This is a genomic window from Curtobacterium sp. GC_Cur_3, assembly GCF_026544205.1.
Lineage (GTDB): Bacteria > Actinomycetota > Actinomycetes > Actinomycetales > Microbacteriaceae > Curtobacterium.
Window position 1 is genome coordinate 81,086 of the sequence record NZ_JALNUI010000002.1, and the last position, 17,229, is coordinate 98,314.

General features: G+C 73.0%; 15 protein-coding genes. 4 read left to right on the plus strand and 11 right to left on the minus strand.

All coding sequences use genetic code 11. The annotated features are described in order from the left end of the window. The first annotated feature begins 22 nt into the window (after window positions 1-22). The gene (locus tag OXR63_RS01385; RefSeq protein ID WP_267419541.1) at window positions 23-700 is read left to right on the plus strand and encodes a GntR family transcriptional regulator; all 678 of its coding nucleotides are present in this window, start codon (window positions 23-25) and stop codon (window positions 698-700) included. A gap of 36 nt (window positions 701-736) precedes the next feature. Here OXR63_RS01385 and OXR63_RS01390 read toward each other — a convergent pair whose 3' ends face one another. From OXR63_RS01390 to OXR63_RS01420, 7 genes are all read right to left on the minus strand, one after another. Next, window positions 737-1,363, minus strand: coding sequence for a pyridoxine/pyridoxamine 5'-phosphate oxidase (locus OXR63_RS01390; protein ID WP_267419542.1), 627 nt, complete (start codon window positions 1,361-1,363; stop codon window positions 737-739). Window positions 1,364-1,370: 7 nt separating this feature from the next. Then, complete coding sequence (locus tag OXR63_RS01395) at window positions 1,371-2,156, minus strand: creatininase family protein (RefSeq protein WP_267419543.1); 786 nt, start codon at window positions 2,154-2,156, stop codon at window positions 1,371-1,373. Continuing rightward, on the minus strand, window positions 2,153-3,514 hold the full coding sequence (locus tag OXR63_RS01400; RefSeq protein ID WP_267419544.1) for an FAD-binding oxidoreductase: 1,362 nt from the start codon (window positions 3,512-3,514) through the stop codon (window positions 2,153-2,155). Before OXR63_RS01400 ends, OXR63_RS01395 begins: the two co-directional genes overlap by 4 nt. A 135-nt stretch (window positions 3,515-3,649) precedes the next feature. Then, a complete protein-coding gene (locus OXR63_RS01405) occupies window positions 3,650-4,837 on the minus strand; it encodes an ABC transporter substrate-binding protein (RefSeq protein WP_267419545.1) in 1,188 nt (395 codons plus the stop codon). Window positions 4,838-4,908: 71 nt separating this feature from the next. Further along, entirely contained in the window at window positions 4,909-5,772 is an 864-nt protein-coding gene (locus OXR63_RS01410) for an ABC transporter permease (protein ID WP_267419547.1), read from the minus strand. Continuing rightward, window positions 5,772-6,539, minus strand: a complete 768-nt coding sequence (locus tag OXR63_RS01415; RefSeq protein ID WP_267419550.1) for an ABC transporter ATP-binding protein — start codon at window positions 6,537-6,539, stop codon at window positions 5,772-5,774. Before OXR63_RS01415 ends, OXR63_RS01410 begins: the two co-directional genes overlap by 1 nt. A 78-nt stretch (window positions 6,540-6,617) precedes the next feature. Then, entirely contained in the window at window positions 6,618-7,892 is a 1,275-nt protein-coding gene (locus OXR63_RS01420) for an amidohydrolase family protein (protein WP_267419552.1), read from the minus strand. Between the two features lie 151 nt (window positions 7,893-8,043). On the opposite strand from OXR63_RS01420, the gene OXR63_RS01425 reads away from it, so the two are divergent. Both OXR63_RS01425 and OXR63_RS01430 read left to right on the plus strand, forming a co-directional pair. Continuing rightward, a complete protein-coding gene (locus OXR63_RS01425; protein ID WP_267419554.1) occupies window positions 8,044-8,673 on the plus strand; it encodes a helix-turn-helix domain-containing protein in 630 nt (209 codons plus the stop codon). Beyond that, window positions 8,670-9,638 carry a PDR/VanB family oxidoreductase gene (locus OXR63_RS01430; protein WP_267419555.1) on the plus strand — a complete coding sequence of 323 codons (969 nt, stop codon included), beginning with the start codon at window positions 8,670-8,672 and terminating at the stop codon, window positions 9,636-9,638. Before OXR63_RS01425 ends, OXR63_RS01430 begins: the two co-directional genes overlap by 4 nt. Before the next feature lie 30 nt (window positions 9,639-9,668). On the opposite strand, the gene OXR63_RS01435 is transcribed toward OXR63_RS01430, so the two are convergent. Continuing rightward, window positions 9,669-11,066 (minus strand): amidohydrolase family protein, encoded by a 1,398-nt coding sequence (locus tag OXR63_RS01435; protein ID WP_267419556.1) that lies wholly within the window; start codon window positions 11,064-11,066, stop codon window positions 9,669-9,671. A gap of 93 nt (window positions 11,067-11,159) precedes the next feature. Between OXR63_RS01435 and OXR63_RS01440 the strand changes: the two genes are divergently transcribed. Further along, window positions 11,160-12,455 (plus strand): amidohydrolase family protein, encoded by a 1,296-nt coding sequence (locus OXR63_RS01440; RefSeq protein WP_267419557.1) that lies wholly within the window; start codon window positions 11,160-11,162, stop codon window positions 12,453-12,455. 81 nt (window positions 12,456-12,536) lie between these two features. Here the strand turns inward: OXR63_RS01440 and OXR63_RS01445 are convergent, their stop codons facing one another. Genes OXR63_RS01445 through OXR63_RS01455 form a run of 3 tightly spaced genes read right to left on the minus strand, consistent with a single transcriptional unit; the run spans window position 12,537 to window position 17,187 of the window. Beyond that, complete coding sequence (locus OXR63_RS01445) at window positions 12,537-13,571, minus strand: XdhC family protein (protein WP_267419558.1); 1,035 nt, start codon at window positions 13,569-13,571, stop codon at window positions 12,537-12,539. Then, window positions 13,571-16,372, minus strand: coding sequence for a molybdopterin-dependent oxidoreductase (locus tag OXR63_RS01450; RefSeq protein WP_267419559.1), 2,802 nt, complete (start codon window positions 16,370-16,372; stop codon window positions 13,571-13,573). The genes OXR63_RS01445 and OXR63_RS01450 overlap by 1 nt, the downstream gene beginning before the upstream one ends. Next, window positions 16,369-17,187, minus strand: a complete 819-nt coding sequence (locus OXR63_RS01455) for an FAD binding domain-containing protein (RefSeq protein WP_267419560.1) — start codon at window positions 17,185-17,187, stop codon at window positions 16,369-16,371. Before OXR63_RS01455 ends, OXR63_RS01450 begins: the two co-directional genes overlap by 4 nt. Between the last annotated feature and the right edge of the window lie 42 nt (window positions 17,188-17,229).

The following is a 17,229-nucleotide window of genomic DNA, read 5'->3' on the forward strand; positions in this document are numbered from 1 at the left end:
GGTCCCCGGGAGGACGGCCACGATGACGACGACCAGACGTGACGACGCGACGGCACAGCCCTCGCTCCCGCGCCAGATCCACGCACGACTCCGCGAGGCGATCATGCGGGGCGAGTACCCGCAGGGACACCGGCTCGCCGAGGTCCGCATCGCCGACGAGCTGGAGGTGTCGCGGGTCCCGCTCCGCGAAGCGGTCCCGATGCTCGAGATGGAGGGCTTCGTGGTCACGTCACCGCGGCGCGGGGCCGTCGTCACCACATGGACGTCGGAGCTGATCCACGACCTGTTCGACCTGCGCGAGGTGCTCGAGGTCGGCGCCGCGGGGCTGGCGGCGCGGGCAGTCGCCCGTGGCGCCCCCGTCGAGCCCATCGAACGGGCGCTCCAGCACTCGCACGCCGTGGTCGAGGCCGGGGACCCCTACGAGATCGCCGAGGCGAGCACGCTCTTCCACCAGGCCATCGTCGAGACCACCGGCAACGCGCTGATGCAGGCGTCGATGCGGTCGGTGTCCGGCCGCGTGCAGTGGCTCTTCACCCTGACCAGCGAACTCGACGTGCACGACGCCTTCCACGACCACGTCGAGCTCGCCGCGGCGATCGGCGTCGGGAACGAACGGATGGCCGAGGCCCTGGCGTTCGCACACATCGAGCGCGACCGGGAACCGTCGTTCGCGGTGCTCCACCAGCCGATCACGACCTAGCGGAACGGCAGGACCCGCAGGACTGGCAGACCGGCCTCAGCCCGCCCGACGGCGGACGGTCCACCGACCGTCGCTGGCCCGCTCGTAGAGCAGCCGGTTGCTCGGGGCGTCGGTGGCCCCGCTCCAGAACGCGAGCCGCACGGGGTCGATCGCGTAGCCGACCCAGCCCGGCGGGGGCTCGAGCTCGTGGCCGCCGTGCGACTGGGTGAACGCGGCCCAGCGCGCGCGACGCTCGGCGGGGCCGAGCTCCGCGAGGTCGTGGTCGTTGAGCCAGGCGAGCACCTGCAGGTACCGGGTGCGCGCCGTGTAGGCGAGTCGCGCCTCCTGTCCGGTGACCGTGGTCACGTCCCCCGTGACGACGAGCTGCCGTGACCGCTCCGGCCACAGGATCGTGACCGCCGCCCGCGGGGTCGCCGCGAGCTCGGCGGCCTTGCTGCTCGCACGGTCCGTGTGGAAGTGCAGGCGGCGCCCGTCGAAGCGGGACAGCAGGACGGTGCGCGCCGCGGGGTACCCGTCGAGGCCGATGGTCGACAGTGTCATCAGCGGTGTCGTGCCGGAGTCCGGCTCCGGCAGCCACCGTGCGGCGAGCTCGAAGGGGTCGGGGAGGGGCGACCCGGTGCCCACCGGGTCGACGTCCCCTTCCGTCACGACGTCCCCGACCACGGACACGTCATCCCCGGCCAGCCGGGTCGAAGCGGGCGATCTCGTGCAGGGACGCCACCGCCTCGTCGAGGGAGACGTCCCACAGTGCCTGTCCGTACGAGGCGGACGCACGGCTCGCGTCGCCGACGACGCCGGGGGTGCCGAAGTCGTTCGACAGCCACCCGAAGCTGACCGGGCCGCCGTTGAAGCGGATCCGCTCGAACTCCGCCAGGTGGTCCGGCACCCAGCGCTCCGCCTTCGACATGTCGACCAGGTCGGGGCGCAGGTGCAGGATCATCGAGGTCTCGGCCGCACCGCCGTGGATGCCGAAGCCGCGTTCGTCCGCGTCCTCGCCGTCCGGTCCGGGGACCCGGGCCAGTGTCGGCATCAGGAAGGTCTTCAGGCCGTGGCGCTTCCGGATCTCGCGCAGCGCGACCTGCAGCAGCGCGACGTTCCCGCCGTGGCCGTTCGCGAACACCAGGTTGCCGGCACCGGTGAGCGCGACGGCCCGGCCGATCTGCACGACGGTGTCGAACATGGTGTCCTCGTCGAGCCAGACGGTGCCGGGGGCCCAGCTGTGCTCGTCGGACTTCGTGAACGCGAGCGTCGGGAGCTGCCACACGTCCAGGCCCTCGGCGGCGGCCCGTTCGACCGCTGCGCCACCGATGCGGTCGGCGAGCAGGAAGTCGGTGATCAGGGGCAGGTGCGGGCCGTGGTGCTCGACGGCGCCGGTCGGCTGCACGACGATGGTGTCCTTCGTGACCCGGGCGACGACCTCGGGTCCGGACAGCTCGGTCAGCAGGCGGCCGGTCACTTGCCGAACCCCGGGACGACGGGCTGCGCCGAGGCGGTGGACCCGCCGGACACGACGAGCGACGGGTCGATGACGTGGCCCGGGTTGAGCAGCCCGTCGGGGTCGGTGCGGTGCTTCAGGGCGACGAGCTCCTCGACGCCGTGGTCGACGTAGTACTGGTGCGGGCTGTGCACGCGGACACCGAGGTCGCGCAGGGCCGGGTAGCCGGCGTAGACGTCCTCGGCACCGGTGTACGGCGCGGTGAGCATGCCGATCGGGCCGACGTGCGCTGCCTCGATGTGGAGCATGCCGCCGGGGTAGACGGCCTCGACCTCGGCGATCCGGTCGATCAGGGCCTCGCCGCCGACCTCGACGTGGAAGTACTCCGTGTCGGGCGTGTTCCGCTTGAGCCACCAGATCGGGTGGTTGTACGAGAGCATGGACACCTTCGTGGTCTGCTGCAGTCCCTCGCGGACGTCCTCGACGACACCGCCAGCCGACTCGATCAGGGCGCGGGCCTCGTCGAGCGTGACGTCGTCGATGATCCCGCGCAGGCTGGCACGCCCGGTGGCGATCGCGTCGTCCTTGGGCAGGGTCGCGGCGACCTCGGCCCGGTCCGCGCTGACGAGCCGCGGTGCGGGGACAAGTCCGCGGAGCGTCCGCACCGCGGTCAGTGCGTGCTCGAACGTGGGGAACGACGCGTAGACCGCACGCCAGTCCTGCAGCGGCTCGAGGCGGACGGTCGCGCGGGCGATGACGCCCGCGGTGCCGTAGGTGTGCACGAACGGCTGCGCCGCGTCGCCCTCGACGTGCACGAGCTCGGTCGCACCGGGCAGGGCGATGTCGAGGGCGGTGACGAACCCCTCCCAGTTCGACCCGTGCGAGATCGAGCCGGTGCCGCCGGACCCGCCGGACAGGAACCCGCCGATGGTGGACTGCGCGGTGGACGGGTACATCCAGAGCTGCTGGCCCTGGGCGGCCGCCGCCTGTTCGAGGGCGACCATCGTGGTGCCCGCCTCGGCGGTGATCCAGCCGTCGCCGACCTCGACGACGGCGCGCGCCCGGCTGGTGTCCAGGACCAGGCCGGCGTCGAGCGGGATGCCCTGGCCGTAGTTGCCGGTGCCCTTGCCGCGGGTCGTCACGGGGACCCCGTGCCGCATGGCCGCCCGCAGGGTCGCGGCGATCTCGTCGGCGCTCGCCGGGTACGCGACCAGGTCGGCGAGCCCGAGGGGCAGCTGCGCGCTGAGGATCGGGCTCATGGTCGCCTCGTCGACGGAGGCGCGCTCACGCGTCCGCTGGTCGTCGCTGACACCGCGGTCGCCGAGCAGGGCGGCGAGGTCGGCGCGCAGCGCCTCGAGGGCGGCGGGGGTTGCAGGCATGGGGACTCCTGGAAGAGGGGTGCAGGTCGGTGGGGGAGACGGACTGGAGGCGCGGTGCGCGACGGGCACCGCGCCTCCAGTCCGGTGGGTGGTCGGCTGGGCCGACGGGTGGTCGGCCAGGCCGACCACCCGGGGTCACTTGCCGAGACCGATGGACTTGTCGAGGAACTCGTTCGTGTAGAGCTCGGACGGCTCCAGGCCGCTCTTGACGTCCCCGGCTCCGGAGAAGATCGGCTCCGCCTTCTTCAGGAAGTCCTGCATGCGCTGGTCGTCCATCGAGCCGATGTAGCCGTCGGTGTCCTTCGCGATGCCGAGCTTGACCATCTGCGACGCGGCGAACGCGCCGACCTTCGAGTCGTAGGTCCAGCCGTTGTTGTACTGCTGCACGAGCTTGGTGATCAGGTCGTTCGTCGCTCCGGGGGACTTCAGGTAGTCGACGTCGGCCTGCTGCATCACGGGGACGAGCTCCTTCAAGCAGGGCGACAGCTTCGACAGGTCGCCGGAGCGGACGGACATCGTCTCGGGGTACGGGTTCCAGCCGGTGCTCGAGACCAGCTTGTAGTCGACCTTCTTGCCCCAGGCGGCGACCTGGTTCTGGTAGATGTACGGCTCGGCGGTCGCGAAGCCCTGCTGCGCGTCCTTGCCGCCGGCGGCGACGAACTTGGCCGGGGTGCCGTCGTAGCTGCCGTCGAGGATGCTCTTCGGCAGGATGCCGGCCGACTCGAGGTAGCTCATGTACGAGGCGCCGTTGAAGTAGCGGACGACACCGCCGTTCTTCTCGAGGGCCTTGCCGAGGTCCTTGATGCTGTCGACGTCCTTGTAGGTGGACGGGTCGTACATGATGACGAAGGGCGACTGGTCGTTCTCCGCGAACACCGCGGTGGTGGGCAGCTTGCCGGAGAACTGCACGGCCTCGTCGGTGGAGACGTAGCCGAGGGTGATCGACTTGTCCTGGTACATCTGCGACGACACCTTCGAGTACCCGATGGCGGGACCGCCGGCTCGGATCTCCAGCTTGACGCCGGTGCTCTTGCCGTTGGCGTAGAGGTCACCGGTGACGGACTTGTCGGACGCGTTGATCGACGGGTTCGGGCCGAGCATCTCGTACACGTGTCCGTGCTCGCCCTCGGGGTTCCAGTCGGTCTGCACGACGACCTTCGCCGGGCAGACGGAGGACAGGTCGACGGCGGGTCCGGTGGCCGCCTTCGCGGTGGCGGTGCTCGTGGTGGTGCCGGAGGACGAGCCGGCGGCGCATCCGGTGAGGGCGATCGCGGTCGCTGCGAGGGCTGCGGTCGCGACGCCGAGGCGGGTGGTGGTGCGCATGGAGGCTCCGTTCGTGGTGCGGGTCTCGAGGTGCTCGTGAGTTTTTCGGGGGGGGGGGATCTGTGGGGAGGTCAGCCGAAGTCGTGCCAGCGGCCGACGGCCAGGCGACCGAGCAGGCCGAACACCAGGAAGACGGCGACGCCGTAGAGCGAGGCGATGATGATGGTCGCGTAGAGCTCCGGGCCCATCAGCCGCGACGCCGTGACCTGGATCAGGACGCCGAGCCCGGGGTTGCCGCGCTGGAAGAACTGGTCGCCGACGATCGCGCCGATCACGCTCAGGCCGGCCGAGGTCCGCAGGCCGACGAAGATCGAGGGCAGCGCGGCGGGGATCCGGAGCTTGACCAGCTCGGCGCCGAGGCCGGCCCGCTGCAGCCGGAAGAGCTCGCGTTGCGCCTTGTCGGCGGACTGCAGGCCGAACAGCGTGTTCGAGACCATCGGGAAGAGCGCGATCATCACGGTGACGATGACGCGGCTGGTGAACTCGTAGCCGAACAGGGCACCGATGAGCGGCACGAGGGCCAGGATCGGCACGCACTGCAGGACGACGGCGTACGGGTAGAGCGAGTTCTCGAGCCACTTCGCCTGGGCCATGAGCATCGCCCAGACGACACCGATGACGATCGCGAACGCCAGGCCCGTGAGCGACACGACGGTGGTGCGACCGAGGGCGGCCCAGAGGTCGCTGCCGAACGTCGACGGCGAGCCGTCGGGGAGCGTCGGCGCGACGATGGCCTTGAGCACGAGGTGCGGGTACGGCACCAGGAACGCCAGGTTCCGGACGTGGTCGTAGTACGCCGCGGCCGCGTACCAGATGCCGACCAGGATCGCGAGGACGACGACGGGCTGCCACCACATGACGCGGCGACGGGGGCGGCTGCGGCGGACCGCGACGCGCGCGGTCCTGGCCTCGGTGACCTCCTGCAGCGTGGCCATCAGCGGTGTCCTTCCCGGAGTGCGTGCGAGACCTCGCCGACGAGCTCGGCGAACTCGGGGGTGAAGCGGATGTCCGGGTCACGGGGCATCGGGAACGGGACGTCGAACCGGCCGACGACGTTGCCGGGTCGACCCGACATGACGATCACCTTCGTGGACAGGTAGACCGCCTCGGACACCGAGTGGGTGATGAACAGCCCGGCGAACCGCTGCTCGACGAACAAGCGCAGCAGCTCGTCGTTCAGGCGCTCGCGGGTGATCTCGTCGAGGGCGCCGAAGGGCTCGTCGAACAGGAACAGCTGCGGGTCGAGGGTCAGCGACCGGGCGAGGGAGACGCGCATCCGCATGCCGCCGGAGAGCTGCTTCGGCAGGTTCGTCTCGAACCCGCTCAGGCCGACCAGGTCGATCGCGCGCTCCGCCTTGGCGGCCCGCTCGGCCTTCGGGACCTTCTGCAGCTCGGCGAGCAGCTCGACGTTGCCCTGGACCGTGCGCCACGGCAGGAGCGTGGCGTCCTGGAACACGTAGCCGATCCGGTCGGCGGCGACACCGGCCGTGCCGTGCGACGCGGTCTCGAGCCCGGACGCGATCCGGAGGAGCGTCGACTTGCCGCAGCCCGAGGGGCCGACGACGGAGACGAACTCGCCGCGGTCGACGGTCAGGTCGACGCCCTGCAAGGCGACTGTGCCGTTCGGGAACGTCATCTCGACGTCCGCGAAGTCGAGCAGCGTGTCCGTCGTCGTGACGGGTGCTGGAGCTGTGGTGGTCACGGCTACCTCTTCTTCCGGTGCTTGCGGTGCTCGGTGGGGGTACGGGGACGGGACTGCCGCGGAGCAGTGTGGACCGGGTCAGACGACCGCGGGCTCGGTGGGACGGACGGCGGCGACGCTCCGCTGGACCTCGGTCACGGCGACCAGACGTCCGTGGGAGAGCACGGACCGTTCGGCGGGGGCGTTCGCGACGGCGTCGACCAGGTTCGTGGCCGCGACGGCGATCAGGTCCGCCCGGGCGCCGACCGCGACGCCGGCGACGGGCAGGCCCATCACGCTGCGGGCGCCGTCGGTGACGAGCGACCACGCTTCGTCGGGCGTCAGGTGACCGGCGCTGACCAGCAGCGACGCGGTCTCGAAGGCGTCCGACCGGCCGACCGGGTTGAAGGGGTCGCGCACGTTGTCCGCGCCGGCCGCGACCCGGACTCCGGCGTCGAGCAGAGCGCGGAGCGGTGCGAGGCCGCGCGGTGTCGCGACGGGGTGCTGCCAGCCCTGCAGGTACAGGTTCGTGATCGGCAGGCTGATGATCCCGAGGTCCGCGGCGACCAGGTCCGCGATGACCTCGGCGAGCCGGTCGGGCGCGAGCGTCCCGAGTCGCACGCAGTGCCCCGCCGAGTACTGCCGGTCACGCGGCCAGTCACGCACGGCGCGGGCGTAGTGGTCGAGGGTGACCGGTCCGTCGAGGTTCTCGTCGGCGTGCAGGTCGACCCCGAGCCCGCGCCGTGCCGCGATCGCGAGCAGGCGGTCGACGTCGGCGTCGGGGTCGTCCGCCAGGTGCGGCGCGCCACCGACCAGGTCGACGCCGAGGTCGAGCACGGCCTCGACGTGGGCATCAGGGGCGTGCGGGCCAGCGAGGGCGACGAGTTCGATGTCCATCAGGCCGGCGAGTTCGTGGCGGACCTGGACCAGCGCACGGGCACCGCGGGTCGCGTCGTCGAGGGACGCCTCACCGTGGCCGCTGAGCACGTCGACGTGCGTCCGGACGGCGGTGGTGCCGGCGGCGAGCATCGTCAGGGCCTGGGTCCGCGCGCGGTCGGCGATGTCGTCGACGGTCATCGTCACCGCGTGGTCCCGCCAGGCGTCGATGGCCGAGCCGAGGTCACCGAGCGGCGGCTGGATGCGGTCGAAGCTCAGGGCCTTGTCGAGGTGCGCGTGCGGTTCCGCCGGTGCGGTCAGGAGCAGCGATCCGTGCAGGTCGAGGACGCTGCCGTCAGCTGCGGCGGTCGCGCTGAGCGTGCCGCTCGGGGCGATCGCGGCGACCGTGTCGCCCTCGATCGCGACGTCCACGCGACGGCCGTCGGGCAGCAGTGCGTCGCGCACCAGGGCGATCTGGCGGGGGAGCTGCTGGTCCACGGGACCCCTTCCGATCGTGTGTGAGAATGTTGATCGCATCAACATCGCCGATGCTACGAGGGTCGTGTTTCCCCTCTGTTTCACGGCGGTTGCCGTTCGTGACACCGCCCCGCGAACCCTCGTGCGGAGCGGCCCACCCCGAGGAGTCGACATGCCCTCCGACCTCGTCGAGACCGTCCCGCCGAACCCCCGGGTGGTCGACGCGCAAGCCCACCGCATCGGCGAGCACATCCGGGCGCTGCGCCGTTCCCGGTCGCTGACGCTCGTCCAGCTCGCCGAACGGACCGGCCTGTCACACCCGTTCCTGAGCCAGCTGGAGCGGGGCCACTCGCGCGCCAGCATGGTGTCGCTCGAGAAGATCGCGGTCGCGCTCGAGACCAGCCAGGTCGAGCTGCTGGCGGCGGGCGACCCGCAGCCCCGCGACCCCGAGGACACCCGTCCCGACGTCCTGCGCTCCGACCAGGGAGCACGCGGACCGTTCTCCCAGGGGGAGGCGCGCCTGCTCGTCCACGCCGGCAGACACGCGTTCGAGCCGCTCGAGTGGACCGGTGCGAACACCGACCCCGGCGACTTCTACGAGCACCGTGAGGACGAGTTCCTCTACGTGCTCAGCGGCTCGGTCCGGCTGGACCTCGGCGCCGACGCGCCCCTGCTGCTCGGACCGGGTGACTCGGCGTACTACCGCGGTGGGACGCCCCATCGGTGGTGCAGCCCGGACGGCGAGCGGTTCCACCTGGTCGTCGTCAAGGAGAGCCCGTCGCGCAGCGGGGGTGCGGCATGAACGCCGGCATCACCAACGCGGCGGCCGCGCGGTACCGGGTGCGGGTCGTCGCGCGCGAGCTCGTCGTGCACGACGTCGTCGCCGTGGAGCTCGCTCCGGTCGGTGGCGGCTCCCTGCCGGCGTGGGAGCCGGGCGCGCACATCGACGTCGAGGTCGTGCCCGGGGTCGAGCGCCAGTACTCGCTCGTCGCCACGACCCCACAGGGACACTGGCGCATCGCGGTCCTGCGGGAGCACCCGGGTCGCGGCGGCTCGATCGCGGTCCACGACCAGCTCGCCGTCGACGACCAGCTGTGGGTCGGTGGACCGCGGAACCACTTCGGTTTCGATCCGACGCGGCCGGCCGTGTTCGTCGCGGGCGGCATCGGCATCACACCGATCGTCGCCATGGTCGACGCGGCGCAGACCGCGGGGACGCCGTGGGAACTGCACTACGCGGGGCGGACGCGTGGCGGGATGGCGTTCGCGGCCGAGCTGGCCGAGCGGTACCCCGACCACGTCAGGGTCGCCGCCGCCGACGAGGGTGCCCGGCTCGACCTGGTGGCGCTCCTCGCGGCACCGCGCGACGCCGTCGTGTACTGCTGCGGGCCGGACCGGCTGATGGACGCGGTCCAGGCGGCTGCGGCGAACTGGGCGCCCGGCAGCGTCCGGGTCGAGCACTTCGAGGCCGCCGCCGACGCGACCGCTCCGGGTGCGGCGTTCGAGGCGGAGCTGGCACTGTCGGGCCTGACCCTCGAGGTGCCCGCAGACCGGTCCCTGCTCGACGTCGCCGAGGACGCCGGTGTGTTCGTCCTGTCGTCCTGCCGCGAGGGCACCTGCGGCACGTGCGAGACCCCCGTGCTGGAGGGCTCGGTCGACCACCGCGACACCGTCCTGAGCCCGGCTGAGCAGGCCGACGACCGGACGATGATGATCTGCGTCTCGCGGGCCGCCGCCGGGTGCCCGAAGCTGGTGCTCGAGCTGTAGCGCCAGCAGGGCTGCCCGGCGGCCAGCCCGCTAGGGCCGTTCGGTGTCGTCCAGCGGGGCGCCCGTCAGCGCCGACAGCCGCTCGAGCCCCGCCTCGCGCACCAGCTGCCGGGCCAGTGGCCGCGACCGGGCGACCACCTCGGCCACGTCGACCTTCGTCACCTCGAACTGCTCCACACTCAGGTCACCGTCCACCCAGACGTCGCGGACCTCGCGGCTGCCCGCGACGAACACGACGGCCTGGTACGGGTCGTGCACGTTCGCGAGCGTGGGTCCGTTGCCGTCGAACACGACGACGTCGGCCCGCTTGCCCGGCTCCAGCGACCCGATCTCGTCCTCCATCCGCAGCGCCTGCGCACCGCCGATGGTCCCCATCTCGAAGGCCTCGCGGGCGCTCATCGCCGTGGCCTGCAGGTCACGGACCCGGGCCAGCAGCGCGGCCGTCTTCATCGCCTGCAGGAAGTCCTGGGAGTCGTTCGAGGCGGGGCCGTCGACGCCGATGCCGACCGGGATCCCCAGTGCCCGCATCTCCGCGACGGGCGCGATGCCGCTGGCCAGGATGCCGTTCGCGACCGGGTTGTGCGCGACGCCGACGCCGTTCGCCGCGTAGCGCTCGCGGTCGTCGCGGTCGACCCACACGCTGTGCGCGGCGATGACCGGCACCGCGAACATGCCCGTCGCCTCGGCGTGCCCGACGACGGTCCTGCCGGTGCGCTGCCGTGCGGCGGTGACCTCTTCGCGGACCTCCTGGATGTGGACGTGGATGCCGTGCCCGCCGTCGACCGCGTACCCGATGTGCTCCTCCCACGCCGCGTCGGTGTACCGGCCGATCGAGGACATCCCGACACGGAAGGTGCTGTACCGGCTGGCGTCGGCCGCCTCGCGCAGGGCGTGGAACTCCTCCAGGATCGGCGCCGGCCCGAAGCCGCGGTCGACGTCGCCCGACCCGAACGAGACGATGCCGCGCAGGCCCAGCTCGTCGAGCGCCTGGACGACGCCCGGGGTCGCGGGCTCGCCGAGGATCGGGTCCGAGCAGAACATGTCGTTGGCGGTCGTCACACCGCTGCGCAGCATCTGGATGCCCTGCAGCAGGGTCCCGGCGTACGCCTTGTCGCGCGTCATCACCGGGTTGACGTGCGAGATGAGCTCCTGCAGCCACTCCCACAGCGTGTACTGCGAGCCGATGCCCGTGATGAGCCCCTCGCTGAAGTGCCCGTGCGTGTTCACGAACCCCGGCGTCACGATGTCGTCCGCGCCGCCCCGGACGGCCACGTCGGGGTGCTCCGCCGCGAGCTCGGCGAAGGTCCCCACCGCCACGATGCGGGGTCCGTCGAGCAGGACGGCACCGTCCCGGATCGCGGCCGGCGTCGGCGAGGTGGCGGGTGCGGCGGTCAGGACCCAACCGCCGCGGATCAGGGTCTTGGTCATGCGGCGACCCTAGGAGGGCCGTGTCACGTGGGTGTTACCGGCAGATGTCGCCCCGACACGAGCCCGAAACGCACCCCTGCTAGAACGAACGTCATGCTCACCGTCTCCGGCGCCGTCCGTGTCCTCGTCGACCCGCGGACCGAGCGCGTCGGCGACGTGGTCCTCGAGGACGACAGCCCCGACGCCTCCGTCCTCGACGCATCCGGCTGCGTCGTCACCGCCGGCCTGGTGAACGCGCACCACCACCTGCTGCAGACGGCCTTCCGGACGCTGCCGGGGACACGTGGCGTGCCGATGGCGGACTGGCTGCCGACCATGGCCGGCGCGTACGCGCGCGTCGGTCACGACCCCGAGCTCTACGGACTGGCGGCGTCCGTCGGGGCCGCCGAGGGCCTCCTGTCCGGCGTCACGACCATCGCCGACCACCACCTGAACTGGCCCGCGGACGGTCCGCCCGCGGACACGGTCGCCCTGGCGAGCGCGACGGCCGGAGCGGTCCGTGCCCTCGGCGGCCGACTGGTCTTCGTGCGCGGTTCGGCTCGGGACGACCCGCAGCGTGCGGCGGCGTCCGCCGACGCGATCGTCAGCGCGCTGCTCGCGCCGGACGCGGTGGGCGGCACCGACCCGGACGGCCGCCTGCAGGTCGCGGTCGGACCGGCCGGCGTGCACTCGGACGGTGAGGCGACGTTCCGCGCCCTCGGCGAGGTCGCCGCACGGCACGGACTCCGACGGCGGACCCAGGCCAACGAACAGGTCGACACCGCGATCGCGCTCGAGCGCTACGGCCGCCGCCCCGTCGACCTGCTCGAGGAGTGGGGCTGGCTCGCGCCGGACGTCACCCTCGCGCACCTCTGCGACGTCACGGACGACGAGATCGCCCGGCTCGCCGCGGCCGGGGTCAGCGCCACGCACGCGCCGGGCTGCGACGTGCCGATGGGCTGGGGGATCGCGCCGGTGGCGCGGCTGCTGGACGCCGGCATCCCGGTCGGCCTCGGCACCAGCGGCGGCGGCAGCAACGACGCCGGCCACCTGCTCGCCGACGCGCGGTTGGCCATGCAGGTGTCAGCGCTGGTCGGCCCGCAGCTGTCGGCCCGGCAGCTGCTCGGCGCCGCGACCGAGGGGTCCGCGACCGGCCTGGGCCGCCCGGAGCTCGGGCACCTGGGTGCCGGGACGGCCGGCGACCTGTGCGTCTGGGACGTCTCCGGCGTGGCCGATGCCGGGGTCGACGACCCGGTGGCCGGGCTGCTGTGGGCGTCGCCCGGGCGTCGGCCGCGGCACGTGGTCGTCGGCGGTCGCGTGGTCGTCCGCGACGGGCAGCTGGTCGGCGCGGACGAGCGCGAGGTGGCGGCGCGGCTGCGCGAGCGGCTGTCCCGGACGCCGGCCGCCTGACCGGCGGCGCGCTGGTCCCGGGGACGGTGCCCGGCCCCGGCTGCGGTGGTCATCGGGCTCGCCGGTCGGCCTGGAGGCTCGTCAGCCGACCGCGAGCGGGCGGCGGTGGACGGGACCCTCGCGATGGGCCAGGGGGCGCGCATCGGTGCCGGACCGGACCGCGATCACCTCCGCCATGACCGCGACGGCGACCTCGGCCGGGGTCTGGGCGCCGATGTCGAGTCCGATGGGGGAGCGCAGGCGGTCGAGGTCCGGCGTGCCCAGCTCTCGCAGCTCGGCCAGACGGCGTCCGTGGGTCGCGCGGGAGCCCATCGCGCCGACGTACGCGGCACCCCGGCGCAGGGCGATGTCGACCACGGCGGCGTCGAAGCGGTCGTCGTGGGAGAGCACGACGACGACGGTGCTCCCGTCGATGGCGGTGTCGGCGAGGGTGCGGGCGGGCCACCCGAGGACGAGCTCCTGCGCCGCGGGGAACCGCTCGGGCGTCAGGAACACCGGGCTCGGGTCGTAGACCGACACGGCGTACCCGAGCATCGCGGCGGCGTTCGTCACGGCGACCGCGAACTCGACGGCGCCGACGACCAGACAGCGTGCACGACCGCCCGCGTGCTCGGTGAACACGCGGCCGCCGCAGCCGTCGGGGTTCGTCACGGGCGTGCCGAGCGTGGCGGGTGCGAGCGACAGGCCGAGCGAGGTCGGGACGCCGGCGGCGGCACGGCGCAAGGCCTCGACGACGACGGTGTCGGCGGGCGTCACGCGGTGCACGAGCACATCGACGCGGCCACCGCAGCGGAGGGCCGGGGCGGCCCAGGCGGCGTCGGGCGCCGTGGCTGAGTCGTCTGCGTCTGCGTCTGCGTCTGCGTCTGCGTCCGTGTCCGCGAAGCCGAAGCGTTCGAGGACCGCGTCGCCTGTCTCCAGGACCTCCTCGGCGACGGTGTGGAGCGCCCCCTCGACGCACCCGCCGGAGATCGTCCCGACGACCTGGCCGCCGGGCAGCACCGCCATCGAGGTGCCGGTGCCGTTCGGGGCGCTGCCCACGATGTCGACCGCGGTGGCGACGACGACCGTCCCGCCGGTGTCGAGCACGGCCAGCAGCCGGTCCGCGAGTTCGAACATCAGCGTGTCCCTCCGTTCGCCAGGGCCCAGACCCGGTCGCGGGTCATCGGGAGCCGGTGGGGGCGGACCCCGATGGCGTCGCGGACCGCGTTCGCCACCGCGGGGGCGACGGGGTTGTACGGCGCCTCGCTCATCGACTTCGCGCCGAGCGGCCCGAGCGGGTCGTGCGTCTCGGCGAAGAGCACCTCGGTCGCCGGGACGTCGGAGATCTTCGGCACCCGGTAGTTCCGGAAGCTGTCCGTCGTGACCCGGCCGGCGCCGTCGAGCACGACCTCCTCGTACAGCGTCGACCCCATCGCCTGCGCTGCACCGCCCTCGACCTGGCCCCGCAGCTGCTCGGGGTTGAGCACGGTGCCGGCGTCGACGGCCTGCACGCTCTGCAGCACCCGGACCTCGCCCGTCGGCCGGTGCACGGCGACCCGGACTCCGTGCACCGTGAAGGCCAGCGAGCGGGGCGTGCCGTCGTGCTGACCGTGGGCGATGAGCGGCCCGTCGGCGAGCAGCTCGTCCGTGGGGACGTGGACGTCCCCGATCCGGACGCCGTCGGGACCGAGGACGGTGGCGGGACCGAGGACCCCGGAGGCGGTGCGGGGCGTCGAGTCCGCCACGACGGTGAGGGCCCGTGCGACGACCTGCTCGCGGAGCGCGGTGGCAGCGGCGTACAGGGCCTTGCCGGCGACCACGACTCCGGCGGACCCGAACGCCCCGGTGTCGTAGCGCGTGGCGTCCGTGTCCGACTGGTGGACCTCGATCTTCTCCGGGGTGGTGCCGAGCGCGGTGGCGACGAGCTGCGTGTGCACGGTGGTGGTGCCGTTGCCGAACTCCGCCGTGCCGACGCCGATGCGGTAGCGCCCCTCGCCGGTGAGCGCGACGGTGACGTGCGCGTGGTGGCCCCGGGGCGGCAGGGTGGCGATGGCCGCGAGCGCCATGCCGGTGCCGTACGCCCAGTCGGCGGAGTCGTCGAGCGCGGGGCCGTCCATCCTGGGCAGCAGGGCGTCACGGACAGTGGTGTCGGGGCCCGGCGTGAGTGCGCGCTCGACCAGGTCCAGGCACTGGTCGAGTCCGTAGCTGCCGTCGAAGTGCAGGTCGGTCTCCTCGTCCGGGTCCGTCACGACGAGGGGGTCACCCGGCACGACGACGTTGCGGCGCCGCAGCTCGAACGGGTCGATGTCGAGTCGGCGGGCCAGTTCGTCCATCGCGGACTCGACGGCGAAGACCACCTGCCCCAGGCCGTAGCCGCGGAACGCCCCCGAGGGCAGGTTGTTCGTGTAGACGGACTCGGCGTCGACGCGCTTGTTCGTGCACCGGTAGACGGCGACGGACTCGCTGACGGAGTGGAACATCACGCCGATGCCGTGGTTGCCGTACGCCCCGGTGTCCATCGACTGGTCGACGTGCAGCGCGGTGAGCCTGCCGTCGGCCGTCGCGCCCAGGCGCACCCGGACTCGCATCGGGTGTCGGGTCGGTGCCGTCGTGAACTCGTCACGCCGGCTGAACTCGTACTGCACGGTGCGGCCGGTCCGCAGCACGGCCAGGGTCACGAGGTCCTCGGTCAGCAGCTCCTGCTTGCCGCCGAAGCCGCCGCCGACCCGCTTGGCGATGACCCGCACGCGGTCGGGCTCCAGGCCGAACACGCGGGCGATCTCGTCACGGACCAGGAACGGGACCTGTGTCGCGGTGCGCAGGACCAGGCGGCCGTCGTCGTCGAACCGACCGCGGGTGGCGTGGGTCTCGAGCGCCGCGTGCGAGACCCGGCCGGTGGTCCAGGTGCCGTCGACCGTCGCGGCCGAGGTCGCCAGCGCGCCGTCCACGTCGCCGGTCTCGCCGTGCAGCGCGGCGACGACGTTGCGCCCGGGTTCGGCGATGCGGTGTTCGGCGGTCGTCTTCTCGCCGTGCACCAGGGGCGCACCCGGTGCTCGAGCGGTGTCGGTGTCGTGCACGCTCGGCAGCACCTCGTACGTGACGGCGAGGAGCGCGCAGGCTTGCTCGGCGATCCGCACGCTGTCGGCCACGACCGCGGCGACCCGCTGCCCGCGGAACCGCAGGACCCGGTCGAGCACCAGCGTGTCGTCGGGGTCGTCGAGGCGCGACTCGTGCCGACCGGTCGAGAAGAGCACGCCCGGGTCGTCGCGCCAGGTCAGCACGGCGTGCACGCCCGGCAGCGCCTCGGCGGCGGACGTGTCGATCGTGGCGATGCGGGCGTGCGCGTGCGGACTGCCGAGCACGGCCAGGTGCAGGAGCGTCTCGGTGCTCATCACGTCGCCGACGGGCGGGACGTCGAGCGTGTACTCCTCGCGCCCGGAGACGATGCGCGCGGCCGCCGGAGCTCGGACCGACGTCCCGACGGCGTCCCCGGGAGCGGCGCAGACGGTGTTGACGACCCCGGCCAGGGCGTCCTCGATCGCGCGGTACCCGGTGCACCGACAGAGGTTGCCCTTGAGCCGGCGGTGGTGGTCGGCCAGGTCGTCCGGGCCGAAGGTGGAGGCGGTGACGACCATGCCCGCGGTGCAGAAGCCGCACTGGAACGCGGCGGCGTCGGCGAACGCCCGTTGCACCGGGTGCGGGGCGTCGGGGGTGCCGAGACCGGCTGCCGTGGTGACGCTGCGCCCGTCGATGCGGTGCGCCGGGTAGATGCACGAGTGCACGGGGTCGCCGTCGACCAGCACGGAACAGGCACCGCAGTCGCCGGAGTCGCACCCCTTCTTGACGGCGGTGACGCCCTGTTCGCGCAGGAGCGTGCGGAGGACCTGACCGGGCTGCGGGTCGGCGTCGTGCCGGTGTCCGTCGACGTCGAACCTCATGCCGCACCGCCGACCTGTGCCTGTGCTTCGGCCCGGAGCTGCTGCGCGAAGCGGGTGCTCACGGCCCGACGCCACGCGGGGGAGCCGTGCGGGTCGTCGTACCAGTCCCGGTGCGCGTCCAGCGCGGCGACGACCGTGGCGTCGTCCGGCACTGCCTCCCAGCGGAGGACGAGCGGCCGAGGCGTCGCGGCGGTGACCACGAGCACGAAGCCGTCGTCGTCCCGGCGTGCGGTGACGAGTGTCCCGGAGCGGCCGTGCGGGCTGAGGGCGGTCCGGCGGTACCCGGTGCGACCTCGGAGTGCACGCGTCGGGACCTCGAACGCGCGGATGACCTCGCCGTGCGCCAGGTCGATCGACCGGACGCCGAGCACGAGTCGCTCGACGGGCACCCGGCGCTCGCCGCCGTCCGGCGTCCAGACGACCGCCACGGCGTCCAGCGTGACCAGCAACGCCGTGATCGCCCCGGCGGGCAGCGCGACGCCGACGTTCCCGCCGACGGTCGCCGTGTTCCAGATCTTGAACGACGCCAGCAGCGCGTTCGCACACCGGGCGACCAGCGGCCAGGCGGACCAGTCCGCGTCCGGCGTGGTCCCGACGAGCGTCGCGATCGTGCACGTGGCAGCGATCGTCAGCAGGTCGTCGGTGCGCTCGAGGTCGGGCCAGCCGAGCGCCGTCAGGTCGACGAGGCCGACCAGGTCCGGCTGTTCCTCGGAGAACAGCCACGTGCCGCCACCGAGCAGGTGTTCACCGGGGGCGAGGGTGATGTCGTCGCGGTGCGACGGCGTCCGCACGGAGCGGACGGTGGTGAGGTCCATGGTCAGGGGTTCCGATCGAGGCAGGGGACGACGGGGTCAGGA

Bases quoted from the DNA above. Each gene is read 5' to 3' on its own strand.
- OXR63_RS01385 (WP_267419541.1), top strand. From the start codon at position 23: ATGACGACGACCAGACGTGACGACGCGACGGCACAGCCCTCGCTCCCG.
- OXR63_RS01400 (WP_267419544.1), bottom strand. From the start codon at position 3,514: ATGCCTGCAACCCCCGCCGCCCTCGAGGCGCTGCGCGCCGACCTCGCC.
- OXR63_RS01405 (WP_267419545.1), bottom strand. From the start codon at position 4,837: ATGCGCACCACCACCCGCCTCGGCGTCGCGACCGCAGCCCTCGCAGCG.
- OXR63_RS01410 (WP_267419547.1), bottom strand. From the start codon at position 5,772: ATGGCCACGCTGCAGGAGGTCACCGAGGCCAGGACCGCGCGCGTCGCG.
- OXR63_RS01425 (WP_267419554.1), top strand. From the start codon at position 8,044: ATGCCCTCCGACCTCGTCGAGACCGTCCCGCCGAACCCCCGGGTGGTC.
- OXR63_RS01430 (WP_267419555.1), top strand. From the start codon at position 8,670: ATGAACGCCGGCATCACCAACGCGGCGGCCGCGCGGTACCGGGTGCGG.
- OXR63_RS01435 (WP_267419556.1), bottom strand. From the start codon at position 11,066: ATGACCAAGACCCTGATCCGCGGCGGTTGGGTCCTGACCGCCGCACCC.
- OXR63_RS01440 (WP_267419557.1), top strand. From the start codon at position 11,160: ATGCTCACCGTCTCCGGCGCCGTCCGTGTCCTCGTCGACCCGCGGACC.
- OXR63_RS01445 (WP_267419558.1), bottom strand. From the start codon at position 13,571: ATGTTCGAACTCGCGGACCGGCTGCTGGCCGTGCTCGACACCGGCGGG.
- OXR63_RS01450 (WP_267419559.1), bottom strand. From the start codon at position 16,372: ATGAGGTTCGACGTCGACGGACACCGGCACGACGCCGACCCGCAGCCC.
- OXR63_RS01455 (WP_267419560.1), bottom strand. From the start codon at position 17,187: ATGGACCTCACCACCGTCCGCTCCGTGCGGACGCCGTCGCACCGCGAC.